We start from the raw sequence: 25,690 nt of genomic DNA on the forward strand, positions 1-25,690 counted from the left end.
CCCCCATCACCATGAAGGGCGCGCAGAAGCTGCGCGACGAACTGGATCACCTGAAGTCGGTCAAGCGCCCGAAGGTGATCGCCGCCATCGCCGAAGCGCGTGAGCATGGCGACCTGAAGGAGAACGCCGAGTACCACGCCGCGCGCGAGGAACAGGGCTTCATCGAAGGCCGCATCAAGCAGCTGGAAGGCGAGCTGTCGCACGCCGAGATCATCGACGTGAGCAAGCTCAACGCCGGCTCCAAGGTGGTGTTCGGCGCCAGCGTGACGCTGGCCGACGTGGAAACCGACGAAGAGAAGAAGTACCAGATCGTCGGTGACCTGGAAGCGGACATCAAGCTGGGCCTGATCGCGATTTCCTCGCCGGTGGCGCGCGCGATGATCGGCAAGCTCGAAGGCGATTCGATCGTGATCGACGCCCCGGCCGGCCAGCGCGAGTACGAGATCGTCAGCGTCAGCTACGTGGACTGACACGGTGGCAACGGCGACCCTGCTGTTGCCGGCCCGCAGCCGCTTTGCCGCGGCTGCGTTGCCGGACGATGTGGCACGTGCACTCGGCCGTGCCACGACCGTGCAGGTCGCGCCGGGCGAACGCGCGCAGCTGACGCGCCATTTCGCGGTTGCCGCGCCGCACTGGCCGGTGGCCGCGTTGACCCGCCAGCGCGACGTCGGCGATGCGGCCGGCGCCAGCTGGCTGCGTGCCGATCCGGCCTGCATGGTGCCGGACATGCATGGCGCGCGGATGATGGCCTACGGCGAAACGCTGCGGCCGACGCTGGCCGACAGCCTGGCCCTGCTGCCGGTGCTGCAGCCCTTGTTTGCCGATGCCGGCTTCGTGCTTGACGCACCGGACCCGTCGCGCTGGTACCTGCGGCTTCCAATCGACCTGGTGCTGCCGGACTTCAATAGTCCGGACGAGGTGCTGGGCGATGACCTGTTCTCGCATCTGCCGGAGGGCGAGGGCGGCCGTCGCTGGCGGGCGCTGATGACCGAAGCGCAGGTACTGCTGCACAACCATTCCTGGAACCAGCAGCGCGCCGCTCAGGGACAACAGCCGATCAATTCGCTGTGGTTCTGGGGCGGTGGCGTGATGCCGGTGTCGGTCAGCACGCCGCATGCGCAGGTGCGCAGCCGCGATGCGCTGCTGCAGGGCTTGGCTCTTGCGGCTGGCGTAGCCGTGGATGGCGAGCAGGCGGTCGATGCACTGGTTGATCTGCGCCAGCTGCGCTCGCTGCAGCAGCTCGGCAACGATGCGATCCGTCCGCTGCTGGCCGCGCTGAAGCGCGGCGAGCTGCAGCGGCTGGTGCTGGATTTCGAGGACGGCCTGCAGTTCCAGCTGGATCGCGGACAGCGCTGGCAGTTCTGGAAGAAGCCGCGCCAGCTTCACGATTGATCGGGGTCGACCGGGGGTCGGATCCGTTTTCCATCGGAAAACGGCTCTGACCCCGAGGGTTTGTCGGGGTTGCCGACCAGCGGCCGGCACTACCGCAGGTAGCGGCGCCTCAACGGACCTCGCTGACCACCGTCGGCAGTGTCCAGTGCCCGCCGAGCATATTGCGACACTGGCCCGTCGTGAAATCGCTGCTCTTCACGAAGCGCTCCCCGTCCCACACCCAGTCATTGGCGGAGATGCAATCGCCGACACCGCGGCCTCGGGAGCGGCCTCGCAGCGTAGCGTCATCGCGGTCAAAATCTTCGGCCAGGTTGGTGACAAAGGTCGCCTGGTACGGCGATCTGTCTCGCACCACCCAGTAGGCGTTGCTCATGTTGTAGGCACCCACGAAGCAACTGGTGCTTGCCAGTACATGCTGGGCGTCCAGTCGCTGGATCTCGATCTCATCTGTCCCGCCATCGCTCAGGCGGCCGCACTCATCCGGCTTCGGCAGGCTGGCGATCAGCGCCTTGCGCAGGCCCGTTGCCTTGGCCAGCGCCGCGTCCGAGGCGCGCGGTGCCATCAGCGTGCCGCGCACGATCACTGGTACCGGCAATGCCGCAGGCACGCTCGCTTCGGGCTTGTCGCCACGCCGCACCAGCGCACCGGGCGTGCCCAGCCGGCCCTGGGCCTCGTCCATCTTCAGCAGTACGGCCGCTGCGCCGCTGTCGGAGATCGGCCACGCCTTGCCCTTGCCGTCGATGATCTCGATGCGTGCCTGGCGCGGCAGTGCGGCGACCAGTGCATCGGTCTGTGCCTGCTGCAACAACACGTTGTCCCCGTCGCCGGTGTCGTGCACCGGGCCCAGGTCCTTGCCGTTCAGGCGCAGGCGCAGCGCCCCGGTCGGCGTCGGGCTTTCGCCATCCTCGCCATTGCGCAGCCGCGCGAGCACCTTCGTACCCGGGCCGCCCGCGCGTTCCAGCATCAGGCTGAGCAGATTGCCGGGTTGTTCCGGACTGTAGCCGGCGGCGCGGCAGGTGCGGGTGTTGTCACAGGCCAGCGACCAGTCGTTGTGCTGGAACTGCACGCCGGCCTTCGGTTCGGGCGTGGCGGCGTGGACGGCCGGGGCCAGGGCGATGCCCAGCAGCGCGGGAAGGAGCGTGCGATGCATGCGTTGAAGTCCATTTCCGGGCCGACAAGCATGGAAGATATGCTGGCAGATTCCAAATGCTCGCGATCGGGGTGGAGCCTCCTGCGGGCAGAGAGATCCGACCCCGCGCTATCATGGGGATGTCTTCCGCAACCCGGCGATGCCGATGTCCCTTGCCGCCGATGCTGCGCACTCCTCCTCCGATACGCCGATGATCCGCCGCCGCGATGCGGTCGTACCCGGCAGCTGGCCAGAGGGCACGCTGCCACTGCTGGCGCGCCTGTATGCCAGCCGTGGCGCAGGTACGCCAGAGCTGGCGCTGCCGAAACTGGGCAGCCTCCACGCGCCCGAGTTGCTGACCGGCATCGATGATGCGGTGGGTCTGCTGATCGAGGCCATCGCCAATGACAGGCGCATCCTGGTGGTCGGCGATTTCGATTGCGATGGCGCCACCGCCTGTGCGGTCGGCGTGCGCGGCCTGCGCATGCTCGGCGCGCAGCACGTCTTCCACGCGGTGCCGAACCGCATGGTGCATGGCTATGGCCTGTCGCCGTCGCTGGTGGAGGAACTGGCCGCGCTGCAGCCGGACCTGCTGGTGACTGTAGATCACGGCATCGCCTGCCATGCGGGCGTGACCGCCGCCAAGGCGCGCGGCTGGCAGGTGCTGGTCACCGACCATCACCTTCCCGGGCCGCAGCTGCCGCCGGCCGATGTCATCGTCGATCCCAATCTCGACGGTGATGCCTTCCCCAGCAAGTCACTGGCCGGCGTCGGCGTGATCTTCTACGTGCTGATGGCGCTGCGCCGGCACATGCGCGAGGCCGGCGTCTTCGCCGATGGCAAGGGGCCGGACCTCACCACGCTGCTGGACCTGGTGGCGGTCGGCACCGTCGCCGACTTGGTGGCGCTGGATCCGAACAACCGGGCACTGGTCAGCGCGGGCCTGCGCCGTCTGCGCGCGGGGCAGGGCTGTGTCGGCCTGCGTGCGCTGATCGAAGCCAGCGGCCGTGATGCCGCGCGGCTCACTGCCACCGACATTGGCTTCGCGCTCGGCCCGCGCCTGAATGCCGCGGGCCGGCTGGAAGACATGGCGCTGGGCATCGCGCTGCTGCTGACCGAAGACCCGCGCCAGGCGCGGGAGATCGCGCAGACGCTGGAGCAGATCAACGCAGAACGCCGCGCGGTGCAGCAGTCGATGACCGATGACGCCGAGCAGGCGTTGACCCGCGTGGTGCTCGACATGTCGGGGCAGCGACCGGTGGCGGCCTGCCTGTTCGATGCCGACTGGCATCCGGGTGTGGTTGGCCTGGTCGCATCGAAGATGAAGGATCGCCTGCATCGTCCGGTGATTGCCTTCGCCCCGGCCGAACCCGGCGCCGACACCCTGCGAGGCTCGGCGCGCTCCATTCCCGGCCTGCACATCCGTGACGCCCTGGCGCTGGTCGATGCGCGCCACCCGGGCCTGATCGAACGCTTCGGTGGCCACGCCATGGCGGCCGGCCTCAGCCTGCGGCGTGACCACATCGATGACTTCAAGGCCGCCTTCGTCGCGGTGGTGCTGGAGATGCTCGATCCGGCGGCACTGCAGCAGCAGGTCCTCAGTGATGGCGAACTGGCGGCGGACGAGCTGGACCATCGCCACGCCGATGCGTTGCGCCTGGCCGGGCCGTGGGGCCAGGGCTTCCCCGAGCCGCTGTTCGACGGCCACTTCGAAGTGGCCAACTGGCGCGTGCTGAAGGAGCGTCACCTGAAGCTGGAACTGCGCCTGCCCGGCGTACCCGGCACGATCAACGCCATCCATTTCGGCGGCTGGCACGGCAACGCGCCCGGTCGCCATGTGCATCTCGCCTATCGCCTCGCCTGCGACGACTATCGTGGCGGCAGCGCCATCCAGCTGATCGTGGAGCACTGCCTGCCCGCATGAAAAAAGGGGACGGAGGGGATTAAGTCGCTTGTGCCTTGTTTGCCACTTGCGACTTAATCCCCTCCGTCCCCTTTTTGGGGGCGCCAACCCCATTACGGTTGCTGGTGCGTTCAAAGGTTCACGATCCCACTGGAGTCCGCTCATGGTCTTCGTCCGTTGCTGCACTGTGTTGTTGCTGGCCCTCGCGGCCTGGCCCGCTGGCGCGCAGTCGCCGCCGATCTCCCGGCCGCAGGCCAGCATGCCTCTGCTGATTGCCCCGGCCGCCGAGCAGGCGGTGCAGCTGCGACACGCCCGCATCGAAGGCGAAGTCCAGGCCGGCATCGCCCAGACCCGGATCACACTGGAATTCCACAACCCGAACCGGCGCGTGCTGGAGGGCGAGCTGCAGTTCCCGCTGGCCGACGGTCAGCAGGTCAGCGGCTTCGCGCTGGATATCAACGGCGAGATGCGTGACGCGGTGCCGGTGCCCAAGGATCGCGGCCGCCAGGTGTTCGAGGAGATCGCCCGTCGCGGGGTCGACCCGGGCCTGCTGGAACAGACCGCTGGCAACCAGTTCCGGTTGCGCATCTACCCGCTGCCGGCCGGCGGTAGCCGGCGCGTGGAGCTGGTGATTCGCGAGCCGTTGGCCTTCGCCGGCCAAGGCTGGCAGTGGACGCTGCCGCTGCAGTTCGCCGCCGGCGCGGCCTCGGTTGAACTGAAACTGCAGACACCCGGCGCGACCACTGCAGGTACGGCACCCTTCCGCATCAGCGCGGGCCAACTGCTGTGGCAGGGCAAGGGCGCGCAGTTGCCGCAGCAGCTGCAGTGGAACCTGCCGGCAGCACGTCAGGCGCAGGTCCAGGTGGCGCCCTGGCAGGACGGCCATTACCTGTTGGCGCAGCTGCCGGTGGTGGCCAGCAGCACGCCGCGCACGTTGCCCAGCGAGATCGGGCTGCTGTGGGACGGTTCCGGCTCGGCGGGCCAGCGCGATCGCACACGTGAGTTCGCCCTGCTGGATCGCTATTTCGCTGCGCTGGGTGACGGCAGCGTGGCGTTGACCGTACTGCGGGATCGCGCCGAGCCGGTGCGTCGATTCCGCATCCGCGCCGGCAACTGGAGCGAGCTGCGCGCAGCCCTGCAGGCCGTGCGCCCGGACGGTGCCAGCGCGCTGGCGCAGTGGCAGCCGCAATCGAGCGTGAAGGAATACCTGCTGTTCAGCGATGGCCTGCTGACCTATGGGCCGGAACAGCTGCCGGCGATGGCGCCGGATCAACGCCTGTTTGCGGTCAGCAGCGCCGGCGCGCGCACCGATGCCGTGCGACTGCGTGGCTGGAGCGAAGCGCATGGTGGTCGCTTCGTAGCGCTGGGGAAGGATGTCGAATTGGCCGCCCGTGAGCTGCTGTCGTCGCCGCTGGATGTGCAGGTCGATGCAGGGCGCGGCGTGCAGGACGTGGTGATCGATCGTCGCAGTGAAGCCCAGGGCTGGTTGTGGCTGCATGCACGACTGGCGGCCGACGGCGTGCCGATGCGGGTGCGCGTGGGTGGCGGCGAATGGCAGGCACTGCCGGCCACGCAGAAAAGCGATGACGGCGAACTGCTGGCCGGCCTGTGGGCGCAGGCGCGCCTGCAGCAGCTGGCCGCCGACCGCCGCGGCAACCGCGAGGCCATGCAGCGCCTGTCGCAGCAGTTTGGCCTGGTCGGGCCGGATACCTCGCTGATCGTGCTGGAGACACTGGAGGACTACCTGCGCTATGCGATCCGCCCTTCGGGCACGCTGCGCGCCGAGTACGACGCCAGGTTCGCAGTGCAGGTAAGAGATCGCGCCGCTGCTGATCGCCAGCGCCTGGATGAGGTGGCGGCACGCTGGAAGGAGCGCCAGCAGTGGTGGAACCGCAGCTGGCCGAAGGGAATGCCGCCGCAGGCAAAGGGCGGGGCACTGGAAGTGGCCTCCGCGGACTACGCGATGGAATCAGCGCCGGTGGCGATGCTCGCCGCGCCGGCCCCGGCGGCACCACCCGCCCCGGCACCGATGGCCGCCGCCGAGCAGCGCATGGAAGCCAGCAGCGCACGCGCGCGCCGCTCCGCACCTGCATCGAGCAAGGCGCTGGATGCGATCGCGGTCACCGGTGGGTTCGCCGACGCATCTGCTGCCGCCAACGACGGCCAACTCGGCATCCAGCTGGCGGCCTGGCAGCCGGACTCGGCCATCGCCCGGCGCCTGCGCCAGGGTCCGCCGTCGCAACTTTACGACCGCTATCTGGCCGAGCGCGATGCCCACGCCGACAGCAGCGCGTTCTTCCTCGATGTGGCCGCGCTGCTGCTGGAGCAGGGCCAGCGCGAACTGGCACTGCGGGTACTGTCGAACCTGGCCGAGATGGATCTGGACAACCGGCATCTGCTGCGCGTGCTCGGCTACCGGCTGATGCAGGCTGATGCCCCGGCACTGGCGGTGCCGGTGTTCGAGCAGGTGCTGGCGATGGGCCAGGAAGAACCGCAGAGCTTCCGCGACCTGGGCCTGGCGCTGGCATCGGCCGGCAAGCCGCAGCAGGCGCTGGCGCCGCTGTACCAGGTGGTGGTGCGGCCGTGGGACAGCCGCTTCGATGGCATCGCCCTGATCGCATTGGATGAGCTGACCAACCTGGTGGCGCGCAGCACGCGACGGCTGGATACGTCGGCCATCGACCCGCGCCTGCTGCAGGCAATGCCGCTGGACCTGCGCGTGGTGCTGTCCTGGGATGCCGACAACAGCGACATGGACCTGTGGGTGACCGACCCGAATGGCGAGCGTGCCTACTACGGCAACCGCCAGACCTACCAGGGCGGGCGGATGTCGCAGGACTTCACCGGCGGCTATGGCCCCGAGCAGTTCTCGCTGCGCAACGCCAAGCCGGGCAAGTACAAGGTCGAGGCGAACTATTTCGGCAGTCGCCAGCAGCTGGTGACCGGTGCGACGACGCTGACGCTGCGCCTGACCACCCATTGGGGCACGGCCAAGCAGAAGGACCAGATGGTGACGATGCGGCTGAAGGATCGCGCCGAAACCGTGCTGGTGGGCGAGTTCGAGGTGCGTTGATCGCTCGGGCACCCGTGTAGAGTCGAGCTGGCTCGACTGCCTTGATGTAGCGCCGGGCACATGCGCGGCTCATGGCAGAGGCAGCCGAGCGCGGGCTCGGCTCTACACTACTGCGGTGCGCGCCATTGGCGCCGCCGGCGGATTCGCACGCAGGCCGAACAGGGGCCGCAGCCAACGCACGCGACGGATCAGCAACTCATGGATCAGCAGGCAGCCGCCGACAGTACCGGCCAGCAGCAGGGCCGGTTCCATCCACGGGCCCAACTGAAGTGGCTTGAGCCAGAACAGCAGCACGATGATCAGGCTCTGGTGCAGCATGTACCAGGGATAGATCGCCTCGGTGCAGTACGGCAGCCAGCGGAACGGGCGATCGAGGAAGACCTTTCCCCAGCCGAGGATGGCCAGCAGCGCGGTCCATACGTAAAGCGACTGGCTGGCCCGGCCCTGCAGGTCCCAGAACGGTTCGGGCCATTGCCGCAGCGGGGAATCGGCGGGCAATACCTGGCCGAGGATGCGCAACCCCAGATACCAGCCGACGGCAGCCAGCGCCAGCCATAGCGTGGTGCGGCGCAGGGCGACCACGCGCTCCCAGAACACCGGTTCACGACCCAGCAGGTAGCCGGCCAGGAACACCGTCGCGTACTTCGCGTGCTGGTACCAGTCGCCGAGCAGGGCATTGGTGGACGGGTAGATCGGCTCCAGCCAGATCACCCAGGCCAGCAGCAGGGCGGACGGAAGGCCGATCAGCAGCATCGGCGATGCTGCGCAGAGCGCCATCGCGCGGCGAACCACCGCCGTTCCCAGCAATGGCATCAACAGGGCCAAGGCCAGCGTGTAGTTCCACAGATAGGCCAGGTACCACAGGTGGTTCCAGGTAATGCCGTACTGCCAGCCGGCGAAGCTGCCTTCCGGCCACGGCCGCACCTGCCAGTAGCGCAGCAGGAACTGGCCGAAGCCGGGTGCCACGTGGCCGTTGGCCACGCCTTCGCAATAGGGCTGGATCGGCACGATCACGAACATGCCGAACAGCAGCGGCAGCAGCAGCCGCCAGGTGCGCAGGCCGGCGAAGCGCAGCAACCTGCCTTCCGGCCGCATCAGCGCGATGGCGATACCCGAGATCAGGAACAGCAGCGACATCCGCCAGCGGTTGACGAACAGCATCGGCCACTGCAGCCATTCGGCGGTATGCACGCTCTTGAGGTGAAAGCCCCAGTCGTCCACGTAGGCCATGGCGGTGTGGTAGAGGATCAGCAGGGCGAAGGCGAACACGCGCAGGGCGTCGATGTCGTAGCGTCGGGTCATGGTGGTGGTGTGCCGGAGAATCGAGCCAAGGTGACGCCGCCCGGTCCGTGCGGCGACTGGCAAGGGGCCGCTGGAACCGACGCAGTGACCAATGGCGGGGGTGGTGGGATCAATGGAGCCGCTACCCTTTGTCCCTTGAGGCAGGCTGGAGCACCGCAACGACATGGATGCAGCAATGACCCAAGGCCGACCATCGCGCTGGCGTACTTCAACCCGCCTGCTGGTATGGGCGGCGATCCTGTCGGCCTCGGCAGTGACCAATGCGCTGGTGGAAGTGATGGACGCCAGTCGCCGCGGCGCCGATCTCGGGCTGTGGGAGCCGATGATCTGGGAGTTCAGCAGCCTCGGCCTGGTCCTGTTGACCCTGCCGCTGCTGTGGTGGGGCTGCGAGCGCTGGCCGCTGCATGCCGATACCTGGAAGCGGCGATTGCCGCTGTATCTGCTGGCCAGCGTCGGCTGGTCGCTGCTGCACGTGGTGGGGATGGTGCTGCTGCGGCACCTGGCCTACGGGTCGCTGGGCCATCGCTACCAGGACGATGCCGGCTGGCTGGAGCGTTTTGCCTACGAATACCTGAAGGATGTACGCACGTTTGCGATGTTCGTGGCACTGGAGCACTTTGCCAGCTGGTTCGGCCGGCGCAGGCAGGGCGAGGCGAGCCTGCTGGCCGAGCCGGACGTCGGCCCGCCGGTGGAGCCGGTCGAGCGCCCCCAGCACTTCCTGGTGCGCAAGCTGGGCAAGGAGTTCCTGGTCGCCACGGCGGACGTGGAGTATGCCCAGGCCGCGGGGAACTATGTGAACCTGCGGGTACGCGGCCACGACTATCCGCTGCGGATCACCATGGCGGTGCTGGAGCAGCGGCTCGACCCGGGCGAGTTCCTGCGCCCGCACCGCAGCTGGCTGATCCATCGGGGCCAGCTGCGCTCGATCGAGCCGCTGGACGGTGGCGAGGCCCTGCTGCACATGGCCGACGGGGCGAAAGTGCCGTGCAGCCGGCGCCAGCTGCCGCTGCTGCGGCAGGCGCTGGGGGCAGGGTGAGGCCCTCATTCCGGGCACCCGCAGCCTGCGGTATCATTACCAGTCATCTTTTGAATGCATAACCGCCGACATGATCGAACTGAATCCTGTCCGCCAGCGCATCACCGATCTGACCGATCGCGTGCTGTCGCTTCGGGGGTATCTTTGACTACGACGCCAAGAAAGAGCGTCTTGAAGAAGTAACGCGGGAGCTGGAAAGCCCCGACGTCTGGAACAACGCCGAGTACGCCCAGAACCTGGGCCGCGAACGTTCCAGCCTGGAAAAGACCGTGGGCGGCATCGCCTCGGTGCTCGATGGCCTGAACGATGCCACCGAGCTGCTGGAGCTGGCCGAGTCCGAGCAGGACGAGGACACCGCCCTGGCCGTGGTCGCCGACCTGGACAAGCACCAGGCCCACGTGGAGAAGCTGGAGTTCCAGCGCATGTTCTCCGGCGAGATGGACAATGCGGCGGCGTTCGTCGACATCCAGGCCGGTGCCGGCGGCACCGAAGCCCAGGACTGGGCCGAGATCCTGCTGCGCATGTACCTGCGCTGGTGCGAGTCGCGCGGCTGGAAGACCGAACTGATGGAAGTGTCCGGTGGCGACGTCGCCGGCATCAAGTCGGCCACGCTGCGCGTGGAAGGCGACTATGCCTATGGCTGGCTGAAGACCGAGACCGGCGTGCACCGCCTGGTGCGCAAGTCGCCGTTCGACTCGGACAACCGCCGCCATACCAGCTTCACCTCGGTGTTCGTGTCGCCGGAAATCGACGACAACATCGATATCACCATCAACCCGGCCGACCTGCGTACCGACGTGTACCGTTCGTCCGGTGCCGGTGGCCAGCACGTGAACAAGACCGAGTCGGCGGTGCGTATCACCCACATCCCGACCAACATCGTCGTGGCCTGCCAGACCGGCCGCAGCCAGCACCAGAACCGCGACAACGCGATGAAGATGCTGGCCGCCAAGCTGTATGAACTGGAGATCCAGAAGCGCAACGCCGAGAAGGACGCGGTGGAAGCCACCAAGTCCGACATCGGCTGGGGCAGCCAGATCCGCAACTACGTGCTCGACCAGAGCCGCATCAAGGACCTGCGCACCGGCATCGAACGGTCGGACACGCAGAAGGTGCTGGACGGCGACCTGGACGAGTTCGTCGAGGCCAGCCTGAAGGCCGGCCTGGCCGTGGGCTCCAAGCGCGTCGATGCCTGATCGGCGCGCCTGCGCGGATATCGTCACCCTCGTGCGCAACGCCGAGGGTGGCTGATCACGCTTCCGGTGTGGGGCCGAGACCATGCTCGGCTGCTGTTGGCGCAGTAGCAGATGCGTCGAGCATGGCTCGACGCTACAACGGGTACGGCGGTAGCGATGATGCGCAGCGAAAGTGAACGCAAAGAACTCGGCGGCTTTCTCAAGGCCTGCCGCGCCCGTGTCGATCCTGCCACGCTCGGCCTGCCGGCCGGGCGCCGGCGGACCCCGGGCCTGAAGCGCGAGGAAGTCGCGCTGGCGATCGGGGTGAGCGTCAGCTGGTACACCTGGATCGAGCAGGGCCGTGAAGTGCGCGCCTCGCCCGAGGTGCTGGAGCGCCTGGCGCAGGTGCTGCGCATGAGCGACGACGAACGCGCCTACGCGTTCGCGCTGTCCGGCTACGGCGTGCCGCTGGAATCACCGGACGAGAGCGTGACTGACGGCTTGCGCCAGCTGGTGGAGGCGATGCAGCCGATCCCGGCCTATGTGCGCAACACCCGCTTCGACATCCTGGCCTGGAACCCGGCCATCGCCGATCTGTTCGTGGACTACAGCCAACTGGCGCCGCATGAGCGCAACACGCTGCGGCTGATGTTCCTGTACCCGCCGTACCGCACGCTGATCCTCAACTGGGAAGAAATGACCCGCGGCCTGCTGGCAGGCTTCCGTGCGGCGATGGCGCAGGCGCCGGACAAGGCGCCGTTCCTGGCGCTGGTCGAGGACCTCGCCGCGCACAGCGAGGAATTCCGCCAGTGGTGGCCGGAGCACGACGTGCGCCGGTTCGATGAGGGTGCGAAGAAGCTGAACCATCCCACGCGCGGGCTGCTGGACCTGCAGTACGTGGCGCTGGTGCCGGAGAGCCGGCACGATCTTTCCCTGGTGACTTACCTGCCGCGTAGGTAGGTTGGTCGGCAGGGCTGCGCCCTGCACCCGCAGAGGCCGAAGCGACAGCAACGGCAACAGCAACAGCAACAGCAACAGCGGGCTATCCGAGGGATGGCGGGGTGGTGTGGGTTGGCAGGACACGCCGTAAACCCGTCCATGGGGGCTCGATGGCGCCATCCATGGCGCCAACGGTCCTGCCAACCCACACCGCCCCGCCTCTGACAGATTTCCCGCGGCTGTTGGTAGGTGTCGACCTTGGTCGACACATCTGTCAGATATCGAAAGAAGTTCCGGGGTCAGATCCGTTTTCCTATGGAAAACGGATCTGACCCCAAGAGCATTTCCGACAGGTCGCGGAAAACCGTCGAAGGCGGGGTGGGTCCGGTTGCGGGAGTGTCCGCGGCATGGATGCCGCGGCCAAGCCCCCAAGGACGGGTTTACGGCGTCTCCCGCAACCGGACCCACCTCGCCATCCCACGGATAGCCCGCTGTTGCTGCTGCTGTTGCTGTTGCCGTTGCTGTCGCTTCGGCCTCTGCGGGTGCAGGGCGCAGCCCTGCCAAGAGCCCCCATTCAGACAGGTAAGTGCAGGTCACAGGATAAGCAGACGCCTTGTTGCCTCCGCCAATCGGGTCCACATTCCTGTGCAGGAGACGGGCCGCCCGCCCGTCGTCGAGACACCAGGAGACCTGCATGTCCGCTGCCCCCACCACCGCCATTTCCCGCGATCCGGCCACCGGCCAGCAGATCGCCAGCCATCCCTTCGCCACGGATGCCGAGCTGGAAGCGATCCTCGATCGCGGTCAGGCCGGTTTCGCCGCCTGGAGCGCCCGCAGCCTGGAACAGCGAGCGCAGGTGTTGCGTGCGATGGCGGGCGTACTGCGCCGTGACCGCGAGACGCTGGCTGCCCTGGCTACCGCCGAGATGGGCAAGGTGCAGGCCGAAGCACTGGCCGAGATCGAGAAGTGTGCCGTGCTGTGCGACTGGTACGCCGACCACGGTGCGCAGTTCCTGCGCGACGAGCCGACCCAGGTGCCCGACGACAAGGCTTACGTGTCCTACCTGCCGCTGGGCGTGGTGCTGGGCATCATGCCGTGGAATTTCCCGTACTGGCAGGTGATGCGCGCGGCGGTACCGATCCTGATGGGCGGCAACGGCTTCCTGCTGAAGCCGGCCGAGAACATCGTCGGCACCGCGCAGCTGCTCGATGCCGCCTGGCGTGATGCCGGGCTGCCGGAAGGCACCTTCATCGCCGCCAACATCAGCCGCGAGGGTACCAGCCGTGCGATCGCCGATGACCGCATCGCTGCCGTCACCCTGACCGGCAGCGTAGCCGCAGGCCGCAGCATCGCCGCCCAGGCCGGGCAGGCGCTGAAGAAGGTGGTGCTGGAACTGGGCGGCTCGGATCCGTTCATCGTGCTGGCCGACGCTGACCTGGATGCGGCCGTCGATGCGGCGGTGACCTCGCGCTTCCAGAACACCGGGCAGGTCTGCATTGCCGGCAAGCGCATCATCGTTGAAGACGCGGTGTACGACCGCTTCGTGGCGCAGTTCTGCCAGAAAGTGCAGGCGCTGACCATCGGTGATGGCCGTGAAGCGGGCAATCGCATTGGTCCGATGGCACGCCAGGACCTGCTGGAACAGTTGGACGCGCAGGTGCGCGCCTCGGTGGACGCAGGCGCGAAGCTGCTCGTCGGCGGCCATCAGCTCGATCGCCCGGGCGCGTTCTACGCGCCCACCGTACTGGCGGACGTAGAGCCGGGCATGCAGGCCTTTGACACGGAAACGTTCGGGCCGGTGGCCTCGATCAGCCGCGCCCGCGATGCCGACCACGCGGTGGAACTGGCCAACCAGAGCGAGTTCGGCCTCAGCGGCAACCTGTGGACCGGTGACCGCGCGCGGGCCATGCAGCTGGCGCGCCGGCTGCAGACCGGCGGTGTGTTCGTCAACGGCTTCTCCGCTTCCGACCCTCGCGTGCCGATCGGCGGTGTGAAGAAGAGCGGCTTCGGCCGCGAGCTCTCGCACTTCGGCATCCGTGAATTCGTCAACGCGCAGACAGTGTGGTTCGACAAGCATTGACGCGCGGCTCTCATCCTTCCTGCAACGATCCACCATCAGTCCAGCACAAAGGACGGCATCCGATGTCCAAGGGTTCAGATCTGCTCGTCGCCGCACTTGAGAACGAAGGCGTCGAGCGCATTTTCGGCATTCCCGGCGAAGAAAACCTCGACGTGGTCGAGTCGCTCCGCCATTCCAGCATCGAACTGGTCATCACCCGCCACGAACAGGCGGCGGTGTTCATGGCGGCCACTTACGGCCGCCTGACCGGCAAGCCGGGCGTATGCCTGGCCACGCTCGGCCCGGGCGCGCTCAACTTCACCACCGGCGCCGCCTATGCGCTGCTGGGTGCGTGGCCGGTGATCATGATCACCGGCCAGAAGGGCATCGTCGCCAGCAAGCAGGCGCGCTTCCAGATCGTCGACATCGTCGGCACGATGAAGCCGCTGACCAAACAGGCGCGGCAGATCGTCTCGGCACGCACCATTCCGACCATCGTCCGCGAGGCGTTCCGTGTCGCCCAGGAAGAGCGCCCGGGCCCGGTGTTGCTGGAGCTGCCCGAAGACATTGCTGCCGATGAGGTCGAGGGCGTGGCGCTGATTCCGCCGCACGCGGTGGACCGTCCCATTGCCAGCCCGGAGGCGCTGGATCGGGCAGCAGAGCTCATCCGCAATGCAAAGCGGCCGCTGCTGATGATCGCTTCGGCGGCCTCGCGGCCGCAGTCCAGCGACGCGCTGTCCGCGTTCGTGCTGCGCGCCGGCATCCCGTTCTTCACCACGCAGATGGGCAAGGGCGCGGTGGCCGGTGGTTCAGGCCTGTACATGGGCACCGCGGCGCTGACCGAGCGCGATTACGTGCACATGGCGATCGACCAGGCCGACGTGATCGTGACCATCGGCCACGAGGTCACCGAGAAGCCGCCATTCGTGATGCGCCCGGGTGGGCCGACGGTGATCCATATCGGGTACTCGCAGGCGGCGGTGGAACAGGTGTATTTCCCGCAGGTGGAGGTGATCGGCGATATCGGTCGTTCGCTGACCCAGCTGGCCGACCGCATCGAGGGCGCGGTGCCGAATGCCGCTGCGCTGCTGCCGCTGCGCGCGACCATCCTCGAACACCTGGCCGACCGGGCCGAAGAGGCCGGGTTCACCCCGCAGCGGCTGGTGCACGACGTGCGCCAGGTGATGCCGCCGGATGGCATCGTGGCGCTGGACAACGGCATGTACAAGATCTGGTTCGCGCGCAACTACCGCACCCAGGTGGCCAACACGCTGCTGCTGGACAACGCGCTGGCGACGATGGGCGCGGGCCTGCCGTCGGCGATCATGGCCTCGATCCTGTATCCGCAGCGGCGGGTGCTGGCGGTGTGCGGCGACGGCGGCTTCATGATGAACAGCCAGGAGCTGGAGACGGCCCGCCGGCTGGGCCTGAACCTGGTGGTGCTGATCCTCAACGACGGTGCCTACGGCATGATCCGCTGGAAGCAGGCCGTGGACGGATTCACCGACTACGGCATGACCTTCAGCAACCCCGATTTCGTGAAGTACGCCGAGGCCTATGGCTGCAAGGGCCACGAGGTGACGGCCATCGAGCAGTTCATCCCGACCCTGGAAGCGGCCTTCAACGAGGGCGGGGTGCACCTGGTGTCGGTGCCGGTGGACTATTCGGAGAACCAGCGGGTGCTGGTGGATGAGTTGCGCCAGGCGTTCCCCGGCAACAGGTAGACATCCAGGGTCCAGGTGGGGTCCCGGTCGGGGTCAGATCCCTTTGCGCAGCAGAGGGATCTGACCCCTCTCCCGGCTGGGGCTGGGCGGTTTTGGTATGCTGGGCAACCGGCTGTGCCGGGCGCTGCATCCCCCCTCACTACACGATTCCCGCAGATCCATGAGCGAAGCTACCGATACCCCCCCCGTCGACGAAAACAAGTTGATCGCCGAGCGCCGTGAGAAACTCAAAGCGCTGCATGGGCAGGGCATCGCGTACCCGAACGACTTCCGTCGCGAGGACTTCGCCGGCCGCCTGCAGGAAGAATTCGCAGATGCCGAAACCTGGACCGCCGAGGCCCTGGAAGGCAACGGCCGCCAGGTGAAGATGGCGGGCCGCCTGATGGCCAAGCGCATCATGGGCAAGGCCAGCTTCGCGCAGATCCAGGACGAGTCCGGCCGCATCCAGCTGTTCCTGCAGGGCGCGGTGCTGGGCGATGCCTATACCGCCTTCAAGGGCTGGGACGTGGGCGACATCATCGCCGTCGAAGGCGGCCTGACCCGTACCAAGACCGGCGAGCTGTCGGTCAAGGCCGAATCGATCCGCCTGCTGACCAAGTCGCTGCGCCCGCTGCCGGACAAGTGGCATGGCCTGGCCGACGTCGAGCAGCGTTACCGCCAGCGTTACGTCGACCTGATCGTGACCCCGGAGTCGCGCGCGGTGTTCATCAAGCGCTCGAAGATCATCCGCGCCATGCGCGCGTGGCTGGACAACCGCGACTTCCTGGAAGTCGAGACGCCGATGATGCATTACATCCCCGGCGGCGCGGCGGCCAAGCCGTTCACCACCCACCACAATGCGCTGGACCTGGACCTGTACCTGCGCGTGGCGCCGGAGCTGTACCTCAAGCGCCTGACCGTGGGTGGCCTTGAGCGCGTGTACGAGATCAACCGCAACTTCCGCAATGAAGGCGTCAGCACCCGCCACAACCCGGAATTCACCATGATGGAGCTGTACGAGGCCTATGCCACGTACAACGAGATCATGGACCTGACCGAAGGCGTGATCCGTGACGTGGCCAAGGCCGTCAACGGTGGCACCGAGGTCGAATGGGACGGCGCGAAGATCGACCTGGGCCCGGCATTCCGCCGCTGGCGCATGGACGAGGCGGTGCGCCACCACAATCCGGAAATCTCTGCGGCGGACTGCACCGACCGCGACGCGCTGCTGCGCCATTGCGAGCGCTTGAAGATCCGCGTCAAGCCGTCCTACGGCTGGGGCAAGCTGCTGCTGGAGATCTTCGAGGCCACCGTCGAGCACACCCTGATCCAGCCGACCTTCATCACTGACCATCCGGTGGAGGTCTCGCCGCTGGCCCGTGCCAACGACAATGACCCGGGCTACACCGACCGCTTCGAGCTGTTCGTCAACGGCAAGGAGCTGGCCAACGGCTTCTCCGAGCTGAACGATCCGGAAGACCAGGCCCAGCGCTTCCAGGCCCAGGTGGCGGCGAAGGAAGGTGGCGATGACGAGGCCATGCACTACGACGCCGACTACATCCGTGCGCTGGAGTACGGCATGGCACCGACCGGCGGCCTCGGCATCGGCGTGGATCGCCTGGTGATGCTGCTGACCGGCAGCAGCTCGATCCGCGATGTACTGCTGTTCCCGTACATGCGTCCGGAGCAGTAAGTCGCCTTTTTGACTCCCGATTGTGCGCGCCGTCCCGAAACGAGACGGCGCGATTGACGCGTCCCGCACTCGGCGTATCGTAATTGCACTACCTTGACGCCTGTTATGGCTTGATCGGCGCCAGGGGGAGGGCACGGTGTGGGGAGTCCGCTTCACATTGTGATGACGATCATGAATCGGGACGCATGACACGGGAGTCAGGCCGATGCAGGGTGCGAGCGTTCGCAGCGGCAGAGTATCCTCGCCTGCTGATGATCCAGCGTGGTCGAGAAACCAGGCAGAGTACGCGTTGAACATCGTCATCGTTGACGACCAGACTTCGGCCCGGACGATGCTGCGTCACGTCATCGAAGACATCGCGCCGGAACTGAGCGTGTATGACTTCGGAGACCCGCTGACCGCATTGGCCTGGTGCGAAGCCCATCCGGTCGACCTGCTGCTGCTCGATTACCGCATGCCGGAGATGGATGGGCTGGAATTCGCTCGTCGTTTCCGTCGCCTGCCCAAGCACCGTGACATTCCGGTGATCCTGATCACCGTGGTCGGTGACGAGCCGATCCGGCAAGCGGCACTGGAAGCAGGCGTCATCGACTTCCTGGTCAAGCCGATCCGCCCGCGCGAGCTGCGGGCGCGCTGCTACAACCTGCTGCAGCTGCGCCAGCAGACCGAGAACGTGAAGCAGCGGGCGCTGTCGCTGGAGCAGCGCCTGCTGGCCAGCATGCATGAGGTCGAAGAGCGCGAGCGCGAAACGCTGTCGCGGCTGGCACGCGCGATCGAGTTCCGTGATGCCGGCACCAGCGCCTACCTGGAGCGCATGGCGCGCGTGGCCGGACTGATCGCCGAACAGCTCGGGCTGCCCGAAGAGGAGGTGCGCCTGATCGAAATGGCTGCGCCGCTGCATGACATGGGCAAGATCGCCATTCCCGATGCGGTGCTGCTCAAGCAGGGCAAGCTCAACGAGGAAGAGCTGGCGATCATGCGCAGGCACCCGCGGATTGGCCACGAACTGCTGAGCGGCAGCCAGAATCGCTTCATCCAGGTTGGCGCGTTGATCGCACTGCGTCATCATGAGCGCTACGACGGCAGTGGCTATCCCGATGGGCTGGTCGGCGACGCGATTCCGCTGGAAGCGCGCATCGTGGCCGTCGCCGATGTCTTCGACGCCCTGATTTCGCCCCGTCCGTACAAGGAAGCATGGACCATGGAAGCCACTCTGGCTTATCTCTACGCCCAGCGTGGCCGCCTGTTCGATCCCCGATGCGTGGACGCGCTGCTGCGCGGCCGCGAACAGCTCGACCAGATCTGCGCCGAGCATTCGATGGCGTCCGCGCGCCCGGGGCTGGGCGCGTGAAACGCCTGTTGTCGCAGCTGCGGCTGCGCCTGTCCCAGCGCCAGGACAGCGAGCACGGCCAGCAGATCGTCCGCATCGTGCTGATCAGCCTGATCCTGGCCTACGTGCTGTTGCCGGCACCGCGCCACGATCTGCCGCACACCCAGTACGTCGGTGTGCTGGCGATCGTGCTGACCGGCCTGAGCCTGTCGCTGCTGCTGTTCGGCTGGCTGCTGTGGCGGCCGGCGCGTTCCGATCCCCGCCGCGTGCTGGGCATGCTGGCTGACTACGGCCTCATTGCTGCCGGCATGGTGCAGATGGGTGAGCCGCTGGCCTGGGTCTACATCGTGGTGATGTGGGTGACGGTCGGCAATGGCATGCGCTTTGGCAACCACTATCTGTACGTGGCGGTGGCCATGGCGATGGTGAGCTTCGGTTGCACCGTGATGCTGACGCCTTACTGGCAACAGAATTTCCGCCTGGCCATCGGCCTCTGGCTGGGCCTGGCAGCGGTGCCGCTGTACTTCTCGACATTGCTGCGGCAGTTGACCGAAGCGATGGCCGAGGCGCGCCGCGCCAGCGAGGCCAAGAGCCGGTTCCTGGCCAACATGAGCCATGAGTTCCGCACGCCGTTGAACGGTCTCAACGGCATGACCGAAGTGCTGGCCACCACGCGCCTGGATGACGAGCAGCGCGAGTGCCTCAACACCATCCAGGCGTCGTCGCGCAGCCTGCTGGCACTGGTGGAGGAAGTGCTGGACATCTCCGCCATCGAGGCCGGCAAGCTGCGCGTGGTGGCCGAGGACTTCGCCGTGGCCGACGTGATCCAGGCGATCGGTCTGATCCTGTTGCCACAGGCCAAGGCCAAACGGCTGGATTACCGGGTGAAGGTGGCCGATGGTGTGCCGCCACGCGTGCGCGGCGATGTCGGGCACCTGCGGCAGATCCTGCTGAACCTGGCCGGCAACGCGGTCAAGTTCACCGACCATGGCCGGGTCGAGATACGTGTCGGCGTGGTGCAGGCCGATGCCAGCGGGGCGGTGCGGTTGCGCTTCGACATCCTCGACACCGGCATCGGCGTGCCACCTGCCATGCGTGCACGGCTGTTCGACGCGTTCGAGCAGGCCGATGTCAGCATGGCGCGCCGCCACGAGGGGACGGGGCTGGGCACGACCATCGCCAAGGGCCTGGTCGAGGCGATGGACGGTGACATCGGCTATCTGGAAAACCCGCCGCGCGGCAGCCACTTCTGGGTCGAGCTGCCGTTCGCGCCGCCGCAGCCGCAGGTGCCGGGCGCGGTGCCGAGCCTGAGCGGCGACGAAGACGCGGGCCCGGGCGGCAACGTGATCGCTTTTGCTGATCCGTTCCTGCGCCATCGCGCCCGCGTGCGCAGCATGCAGATCCTGGTGGCCGACGACCACGAGGCCAACCGCATGGTCCTGCAGCGCCTGCTGCAGAAGGCCGGCCATCGCGTGCTGTGCGTGGACGGCGGTGAGGCGGTGCTGGATGCGCTGGCCGACAGCGAGTTCGACGCGGTCATCGTCGATCTGCACATGCCGGGCATGAGCGGGCTGGACATGCTCAAGGAACTGCGGGTGATGCAGGCGGGCGGCGGTCCGCGCACGCCGGTACTGGTACTCAGTGCGGATGTAACGCCCGAGGCGATCCAGCGCTGTACCCAGGCCGGCGCACATGCCTTCCTGGCCAAGCCCGTCGTTGCGGTGCGCCTGCTCGATACGCTGGCCGAGATCGCGAGCAATGCCCAGCTGAAGACCATGGCCGCACCGGTGGTGCGACCGGCGGCGCCGCTGCAGGATGGCGTGCTCGACAGCAGCGTGCTGGACGAACTGGCTTCGCTGGGCATGGGCGAGGGCTTCGAACGTGAGTTCATCCGCCAGTGCCTGGAGGACGTGGCGAGCTGCATGGGCAAGGCCGAGCAGGCCGGCGAGGCCACGCAGTGGGATGTGTTCCGCGAACAATCCCACGCGATCAAGGGCGTGGCCAGCAACCTCGGCCTGATGCGCGCGTCCAACCGTGCCGGCGAGCTGATGCGGATGGCCGACTGGCAGCTCAAGACCGAATGGCGTCCGCGCCTGGGCATCCTGCAGGAGGCGATCAAGGAAGGCCGGCGCGCGCTGGACGCGCGGGCCGAACGCCGCATGCGCGGCGCCGCCGATGATGGTGAAGCGCGCTGAGGCGTGGCGTGGACCCAAAAAAAGCCCGGTGGCCAGCCGGGCTTGAACCCATCCTGGGGGAGGGGAGGAATCAGGCCGCGTCGAGACTGGCGCGACGGGTCTGGGCCTTGATCAGGCGATCCATGGTGCGCAGCGAGCGGTCGCCGAGTGCGAGGGCGGAATCGACCCATACCTTGGTGATCTCCAGCAGTTCGTCGTAGCTGACCGGCTGGGCGATGGCGCGTGCGGCATTCATCGCCAGATAGGACTGCGGCGTGCGCTGCTGCTGGCGGATCAGTTCCTCGACCGCCGCCCGGCCTTCGCCCTTCTTCACCAGCACGTCGACCACGCCCATGGCATGCATCTCCTCGGCACTGTAGACCCGGCCGTCGAGAATGATCTTCTCGGCCAGATGGGGGGACACGCGCCGGCACAGGAAGGAGTACGCGCCCATGCCCGGGAACAGGCCGAACAGCACCTCCGGCAGGCCCAGTCCGCTGCCTTCCTCGGCGACGATGGTGTGGCAGGCCAGGGCCATTTCCAAGCCGCCGCCGAGGGCGTCACCCTGGATCAGCGCGATCGAACGGACATCGCCACCGAACCCGGTATGCAGGTGGTGCACGCCCTCCACGCAGCGCTGGGCGTAGTTCAGCAGGAGGTCGCGGTTGCCTTCGCGGATCAGGCGGGTGAACAGGTCCAGGTCGCCGCCCAGGTTGTAGGCGACGGCATCGGAGGCCAGCACGAAATGCCGCAATGTCCCGTTGTGGCGTTCGGCAGGGCTGCGGGTGATGGCCGCCATGTAGCTCCACATTTCGTCGAGCATGTCCTTGCGGCAGCAGGGGCGGATCCCGGTGGCGGCATCGGCGTGCATGAACAGCCAGTGGGCAGCGCCGTCGGCGCTGTCTTCGGTACGGATGGTGGCGAACGGTGAGCCGCTTGAAGGCAGCTTTTCGATGGTACTCATGGAAGGGTCCTCGGCATGCGGCCCGCAGTGTCAGGTGGGTGGCCGGCGGGCCGAACGGTCCACACACGCGGCGATGCTACACCGCCTCAGCGGCGTCGCATGCGAAAGGGCCCGGGACGTTTCCGCCCCGGGCCCTGCACTGTCCAGATTGCCGCAAACCCTTACTGGGCGGGCGTATCGCGGAGTTCGCGACGGAGGATCTTGCCGACGTTGGTCTTCGGCAGCTCCTTTCGGAATTCAACGATTTTGGGGTGCTTGTAGCCGGTCAGGTTGGCCCGGGCATGCTCCTTGACCATTTCGGCGGTCAGGTTCGGGTCCTTCTTCACGATGACCACCTTCACCACCTCGCCGGACTTGTCGTCCGGGACGCCGACTGCGGCCACTTCCAGCACGCCCGGCATCATCGCGATCACGTCCTCGACTTCGTTCGGGTACACGTTGAAGCCGGACACCAGGATCATGTCCTTCTTGCGGTCGACGATGTAGAAGAAGCCGTGTTCGTCCATCTTGGCCATGTCGCCGGTATGCAGCCAGCCGTCCGCGTCGATGGCCTTGGCCGTTTCCTCCGGGCGCTGCCAGTAGCCCTTCATCACCTGCGGGCCCTTGATGCAGAGCTCGCCGACCTCGCCCAGCGGCAGGATGGCACTGTTGTCATCCTTGATGCAGGCATCGGTGGAGGGGATCGGCAGGCCGATCGAGCCGTTGTACTCGGTCAGGGTGAGCGGGTTGATGCAGGCTGCCGGCGAGGTCTCGGTCAGGCCATAGGCCTCGACCAGGGTCACGCCGGTGACCTTCTTCCAGCGCTCGGCGACGGCGCGCTGCACCGCCATGCCGCCGCCCAGGGTGACCTTCAGCGAGGAGAAGTCGACCGTGTCGAAACCGGGGGTGTTGAGCAGGCCGTTGAACAGCGTGTTGACGCCGGTGATGGCGGTGAAACGCACCGACTTGAGCTCCTTGACGAAGCCCTTCATGTCGCGCGGGTTGGTGATCAGGTGATTGCAGCCACCGAACTTCATGAAGACCAGCCCGTTCGCGGTCAGCGCGAAGATGTGGTACAGCGGCAGGGCGGTGATGATCCACTCCTTGCCCATCTCGATGCCGGACGCACTGATCCAGGCCGAGGCCTGCTGCATGTTGGCGATCAGGTTGCGGTTGGTCAGCATCGCGCCCTTGGCCACGCCGGTGGTGCCGCCGGTGTACTGCAGGAACGCGATGTCGTCGTGGTCGATCTCGACCTTGGGCAGGCTGTGGCGGCTGCCGAGCTTGAGCGCCTGGCGGAAGCGCACCGCGCCCTTGAGATGGTAGTTGGGCACCATCTTCTTGATGTACTTCAGCACGAAGTTGACGATCACGCCCTTGGCGCCGAGCAGGTCGCCCAGGCCGGTGGTGACCACATGCTTGACCGGCGTATCGGCGATGACCTGCTCGACGGTGTCGCCGAAGTTGTCGACCACCACCAGCGCGGTCACGCCGGCATCGACCAGCTGGTGCTTGAGCTCGCGGGCGGTGTACAGCGGGTTGACGTTGACCACGGTCAGGCCGGCGCGCAGCACGCCGAAGGTGGCCACCGGGTACTGCAGGCAGTTGGGCATCATCAGGGCGACGCGGTCACCCTTCTTGAGCTTGAGCTCACCGAGCAGGTAGGCCGCGAACTGTTCGACCAGCGCGTCGGTCTCGCCGTAGGTGAGGACCTTGCCGAAGCTGGAGTAGGCGGGACGGTCGCGGAATTTCGCGACGGAAGCGTCGAAGACCGAAGCTACCGAATGGAACTCGTTGACGTCGATCTCGGCGGGAACGCCTTTCGGATAGCTCTGCAGCCAGGGACGATCCAGACTCATATTCCCCCTCCAGGAATCGTGATGTATTAGGTCCGGCCCTGAGCGTATCGACAACGGCCGGTCATTGCAGCATACCCCGCCGTAGGGAAAACGCGAAGAGGGTTTCGCGGAGGCTGCAACGGTAGGTGCCGACCTTGGTCGGCACAGGATGGCGAGGGGCGCTGTGAGGCGTGCCCACCAAGGTGGGCACCTACCGATTCGGGGTGTGGGACGGCCGAAGAGCCGGCTGCGTCAACCCTGCTTGCGAACGGGTGCGCCGTTGGCCTTGTAGTACGGCGCGGTGCTGCGGGCCAGCGGGGTGCGGCCGCGGATCACGTCGGCCAGCTTCTCGGCCATCATGATGGTCGGCGCGTTGAGGTTGCCGGTCACCACCTGCGGCATGATCGAGGCATCGACGATGCGCAGGCCTTCCAGCCCGTGTACGCGGCCCTGGCCATCGACCACCGCCATCGGATCGTCGGCATGGCCCATCTTGTTCGAGCACGACGGGTGATAGGCAGTCTCGGCGTGCTCGCGCACGAACGCATCGATCTGCGCGTCGGTCTGCAGCGCGCTTCCCGGCGAGATCTCGCGGCCGCTGTACGGGGCCAGCGCCGGCTGCGCGAAGATCTCGCGGGTGATGCGGATCGCCGCACGGAACTCGCGCCAGTCCTGGTCGTGCGACATGTAGTTGAACAGGATGCTCGGATGTTCGCGCGGGTCCTTCGAGCGCACGTGGATGCGGCCGCGGCTGGGTGAGCGCATCGAACCGACGTGCATCTGGAAGCTGTGCGCCTTGATCGGGTTGGAGCCGTTGTAATTGATCGCCACCGGCAGGAAGTGGTACTGCAGGTTCGGCCAGTCGAATTCGGCGTCGCTGCGGATGAAGCCACCGGCCTCGAACTGGTTGCTGGCGCCGATGCCGGTGCCCAGGAACAGCCACTCGGCACCGATCGCCGGCTGGTTGTACAGCTTCAGTGCCGGCGCCAGCGACACCGGCTTCTTGCACTCGTACTGCAGGTACATCTCGAGGTGGTCCTGCAGGTTGGCGCCGACGCCCGGCAGGTGGTGCACCAGGTCGATGTCCAGGCTGCGCAGCAGGTCGGCCGGGCCGACGCCCGAGCGCTGCAGGATCTGCGGCGAGGCGATGGCGCCGCCGCACAGCAGCACTTCGCGGCGGGCGGTGGCGCGCTGCGGCTGGTCGCTGTGCAGCCACTGCACGCCCACGGCGCGCTTGCCCGAGAACAGGATGCGGTCGGTCAGCGCGTGGGTGACGATGGTCAGGTTCGGGCGCGGCTTGGCCAGGTCCAGGTAGCCGCGGGCGGTGCTGGAACGACGGCCCTTCGGGGTCACCGTGCGGTCCATCGGGCCGAAACCTTCCTGCTGGTAGCCGTTGAGGTCGTCGGTGCGCGGGTAGCCGGCCTGCACGCCGGCTTCGACCATCGCAGCGAACAGCTCGTTGTTGCCGGCCTTCGGCGTGGTAACGCGCAGCGGGCCGTCGCCACCGTGGTAGTCATTGGGGCCGATATCACGGGTTTCGGCCTTGCGGAAGTAGGGCAGGCAGTCCAGGTAGGTCCAGTCTTCCAGGCCCGGCATGCTGGCCCAGTTGTCATAGTCCATCGCGTTGCCGCGGATGTAGCACATGCCGTTGATCAGCGACGAGCCGCCCAGGCCCTTGCCGCGGCCGCAGTCCATGCGGCGGTTGTTCATGAAGGGCTCCGGATCGGTCTTGTACGCCCAGTTGTAGCGCTTGCCCTGCAGTGGGAAGGCCAGTGCCGCCGGCATCTGGGTACGGAAGTCGAGCCGGTAGTCCGGGCCACCGGCTTCCAGCAGCAGCACGCTGACATCGGCATCTTCGGTGAGGCGGGTAGCCAGCACGTTGCCGGCCGAACCGGCGCCGATGATGATGTAGTCGTACTCGTTGTGGGTGCTCATGGGTGTCTCCTGCAGGCCGGGGCGCGCTGCATGCAGGCGTCCCGGCGGGATGTCGGATCGGCGCGG

17 protein-coding genes are annotated in these 25,690 nt (G+C 67.1%); 12 read left to right on the top strand and 5 right to left on the bottom strand.

Annotation, left to right across the window (positions count from 1 at the left end; genetic code table 11):
- The first annotated feature begins 5 nt into the window (after positions 1–5).
- Together greA and AC5P98_RS06385 are read left to right on the top strand one after the other, a co-directional pair.
- Positions 6–470, top strand: a complete 465-nt coding sequence (gene greA, locus AC5P98_RS06380) for a transcription elongation factor GreA (RefSeq protein WP_026347191.1) — start codon at positions 6–8, stop codon at positions 468–470.
- Between the two features lie 4 nt (positions 471–474).
- Positions 475–1,392, top strand: coding sequence for a Regulatory protein, RpfE type (locus tag AC5P98_RS06385; protein WP_014646995.1), 918 nt, complete (start codon positions 475–477; stop codon positions 1,390–1,392).
- A gap of 109 nt (positions 1,393–1,501) precedes the next feature.
- Here the strand turns inward: AC5P98_RS06385 and AC5P98_RS06390 are convergent, their stop codons facing one another.
- A complete protein-coding gene (locus AC5P98_RS06390; RefSeq protein WP_049408778.1) occupies positions 1,502–2,542 on the bottom strand; it encodes a DUF1176 domain-containing protein in 1,041 nt (346 codons plus the stop codon).
- 145 nt (positions 2,543–2,687) lie between these two features.
- Here AC5P98_RS06390 and recJ point away from each other — a divergent pair, with 145 nt between their 5' ends.
- Together recJ and AC5P98_RS06400 are read left to right on the top strand one after the other, a co-directional pair.
- Positions 2,688–4,445: a single-stranded-DNA-specific exonuclease RecJ gene (recJ, locus tag AC5P98_RS06395; protein WP_049408780.1), complete on the top strand. Its 1,758-nt coding sequence runs from the start codon at positions 2,688–2,690 to the stop codon at positions 4,443–4,445.
- A gap of 142 nt (positions 4,446–4,587) precedes the next feature.
- Positions 4,588–7,497: a DUF2135 domain-containing protein gene (locus tag AC5P98_RS06400; protein ID WP_049418900.1), complete on the top strand. Its 2,910-nt coding sequence runs from the start codon at positions 4,588–4,590 to the stop codon at positions 7,495–7,497.
- A gap of 102 nt (positions 7,498–7,599) precedes the next feature.
- Here AC5P98_RS06400 and AC5P98_RS06405 read toward each other — a convergent pair whose 3' ends face one another.
- The gene (locus tag AC5P98_RS06405; RefSeq protein WP_049418897.1) at positions 7,600–8,799 is read right to left on the bottom strand and encodes an acyltransferase family protein; all 1,200 of its coding nucleotides are present in this window, start codon (positions 8,797–8,799) and stop codon (positions 7,600–7,602) included.
- Positions 8,800–8,974: 175 nt separating this feature from the next.
- On the opposite strand from AC5P98_RS06405, the gene AC5P98_RS06410 reads away from it, so the two are divergent.
- From AC5P98_RS06410 to AC5P98_RS06445, 8 genes are all read left to right on the top strand, one after another.
- A complete protein-coding gene (locus AC5P98_RS06410; RefSeq protein WP_032959458.1) occupies positions 8,975–9,835 on the top strand; it encodes a LytTR family DNA-binding domain-containing protein in 861 nt (286 codons plus the stop codon).
- Positions 9,836–9,905: 70 nt separating this feature from the next.
- Positions 9,906–11,031 (top strand): peptide chain release factor 2 gene (gene prfB / locus AC5P98_RS06415; protein ID WP_014037064.1). Its coding sequence is split into 2 segments (ribosomal slippage): positions 9,906–9,980 and positions 9,982–11,031, totalling 1,125 coding nucleotides; the frame shifts between segments, so codons are not numbered across the junction.
- 156 nt (positions 11,032–11,187) lie between these two features.
- Entirely contained in the window at positions 11,188–11,970 is a 783-nt protein-coding gene (locus tag AC5P98_RS06420) for a helix-turn-helix transcriptional regulator (protein WP_032959457.1), read from the top strand.
- Between the two features lie 673 nt (positions 11,971–12,643).
- Positions 12,644–14,029, top strand: coding sequence for an NAD-dependent succinate-semialdehyde dehydrogenase (locus AC5P98_RS06425; protein ID WP_049407398.1), 1,386 nt, complete (start codon positions 12,644–12,646; stop codon positions 14,027–14,029).
- A gap of 62 nt (positions 14,030–14,091) precedes the next feature.
- A complete protein-coding gene (locus AC5P98_RS06430) occupies positions 14,092–15,732 on the top strand; it encodes an acetolactate synthase large subunit (protein ID WP_014647004.1) in 1,641 nt (546 codons plus the stop codon).
- Positions 15,733–15,892: 160 nt separating this feature from the next.
- Complete coding sequence (gene lysS, locus AC5P98_RS06435) at positions 15,893–17,404, top strand: lysine--tRNA ligase (RefSeq protein ID WP_495229911.1); 1,512 nt, start codon at positions 15,893–15,895, stop codon at positions 17,402–17,404.
- 205 nt (positions 17,405–17,609) lie between these two features.
- On the top strand, positions 17,610–18,755 hold the full coding sequence (gene rpfG / locus AC5P98_RS06440; protein ID WP_032959453.1) for a cyclic di-GMP phosphodiesterase response regulator RpfG: 1,146 nt from the start codon (positions 17,610–17,612) through the stop codon (positions 18,753–18,755).
- Positions 18,752–20,929 (top strand): response regulator, encoded by a 2,178-nt coding sequence (locus AC5P98_RS06445; protein ID WP_049407400.1) that lies wholly within the window; start codon positions 18,752–18,754, stop codon positions 20,927–20,929. Before rpfG ends, AC5P98_RS06445 begins: the two co-directional genes overlap by 4 nt.
- Before the next feature lie 70 nt (positions 20,930–20,999).
- On the opposite strand, the gene AC5P98_RS06450 is transcribed toward AC5P98_RS06445, so the two are convergent.
- From AC5P98_RS06450 to betA, 3 genes are all read right to left on the bottom strand, one after another.
- Positions 21,000–21,872: a crotonase/enoyl-CoA hydratase family protein gene (locus AC5P98_RS06450; protein ID WP_014647007.1), complete on the bottom strand. Its 873-nt coding sequence runs from the start codon at positions 21,870–21,872 to the stop codon at positions 21,000–21,002.
- Between the two features lie 161 nt (positions 21,873–22,033).
- Complete coding sequence (locus tag AC5P98_RS06455; protein ID WP_014647008.1) at positions 22,034–23,710, bottom strand: long-chain fatty acid--CoA ligase; 1,677 nt, start codon at positions 23,708–23,710, stop codon at positions 22,034–22,036.
- Between the two features lie 231 nt (positions 23,711–23,941).
- Entirely contained in the window at positions 23,942–25,624 is a 1,683-nt protein-coding gene (gene betA, locus AC5P98_RS06460) for a choline dehydrogenase (protein ID WP_014647009.1), read from the bottom strand.
- Between the last annotated feature and the right edge of the window lie 66 nt (positions 25,625–25,690).

The organism is Stenotrophomonas sp. YJH_SMC_135, assembly GCF_059372355.1.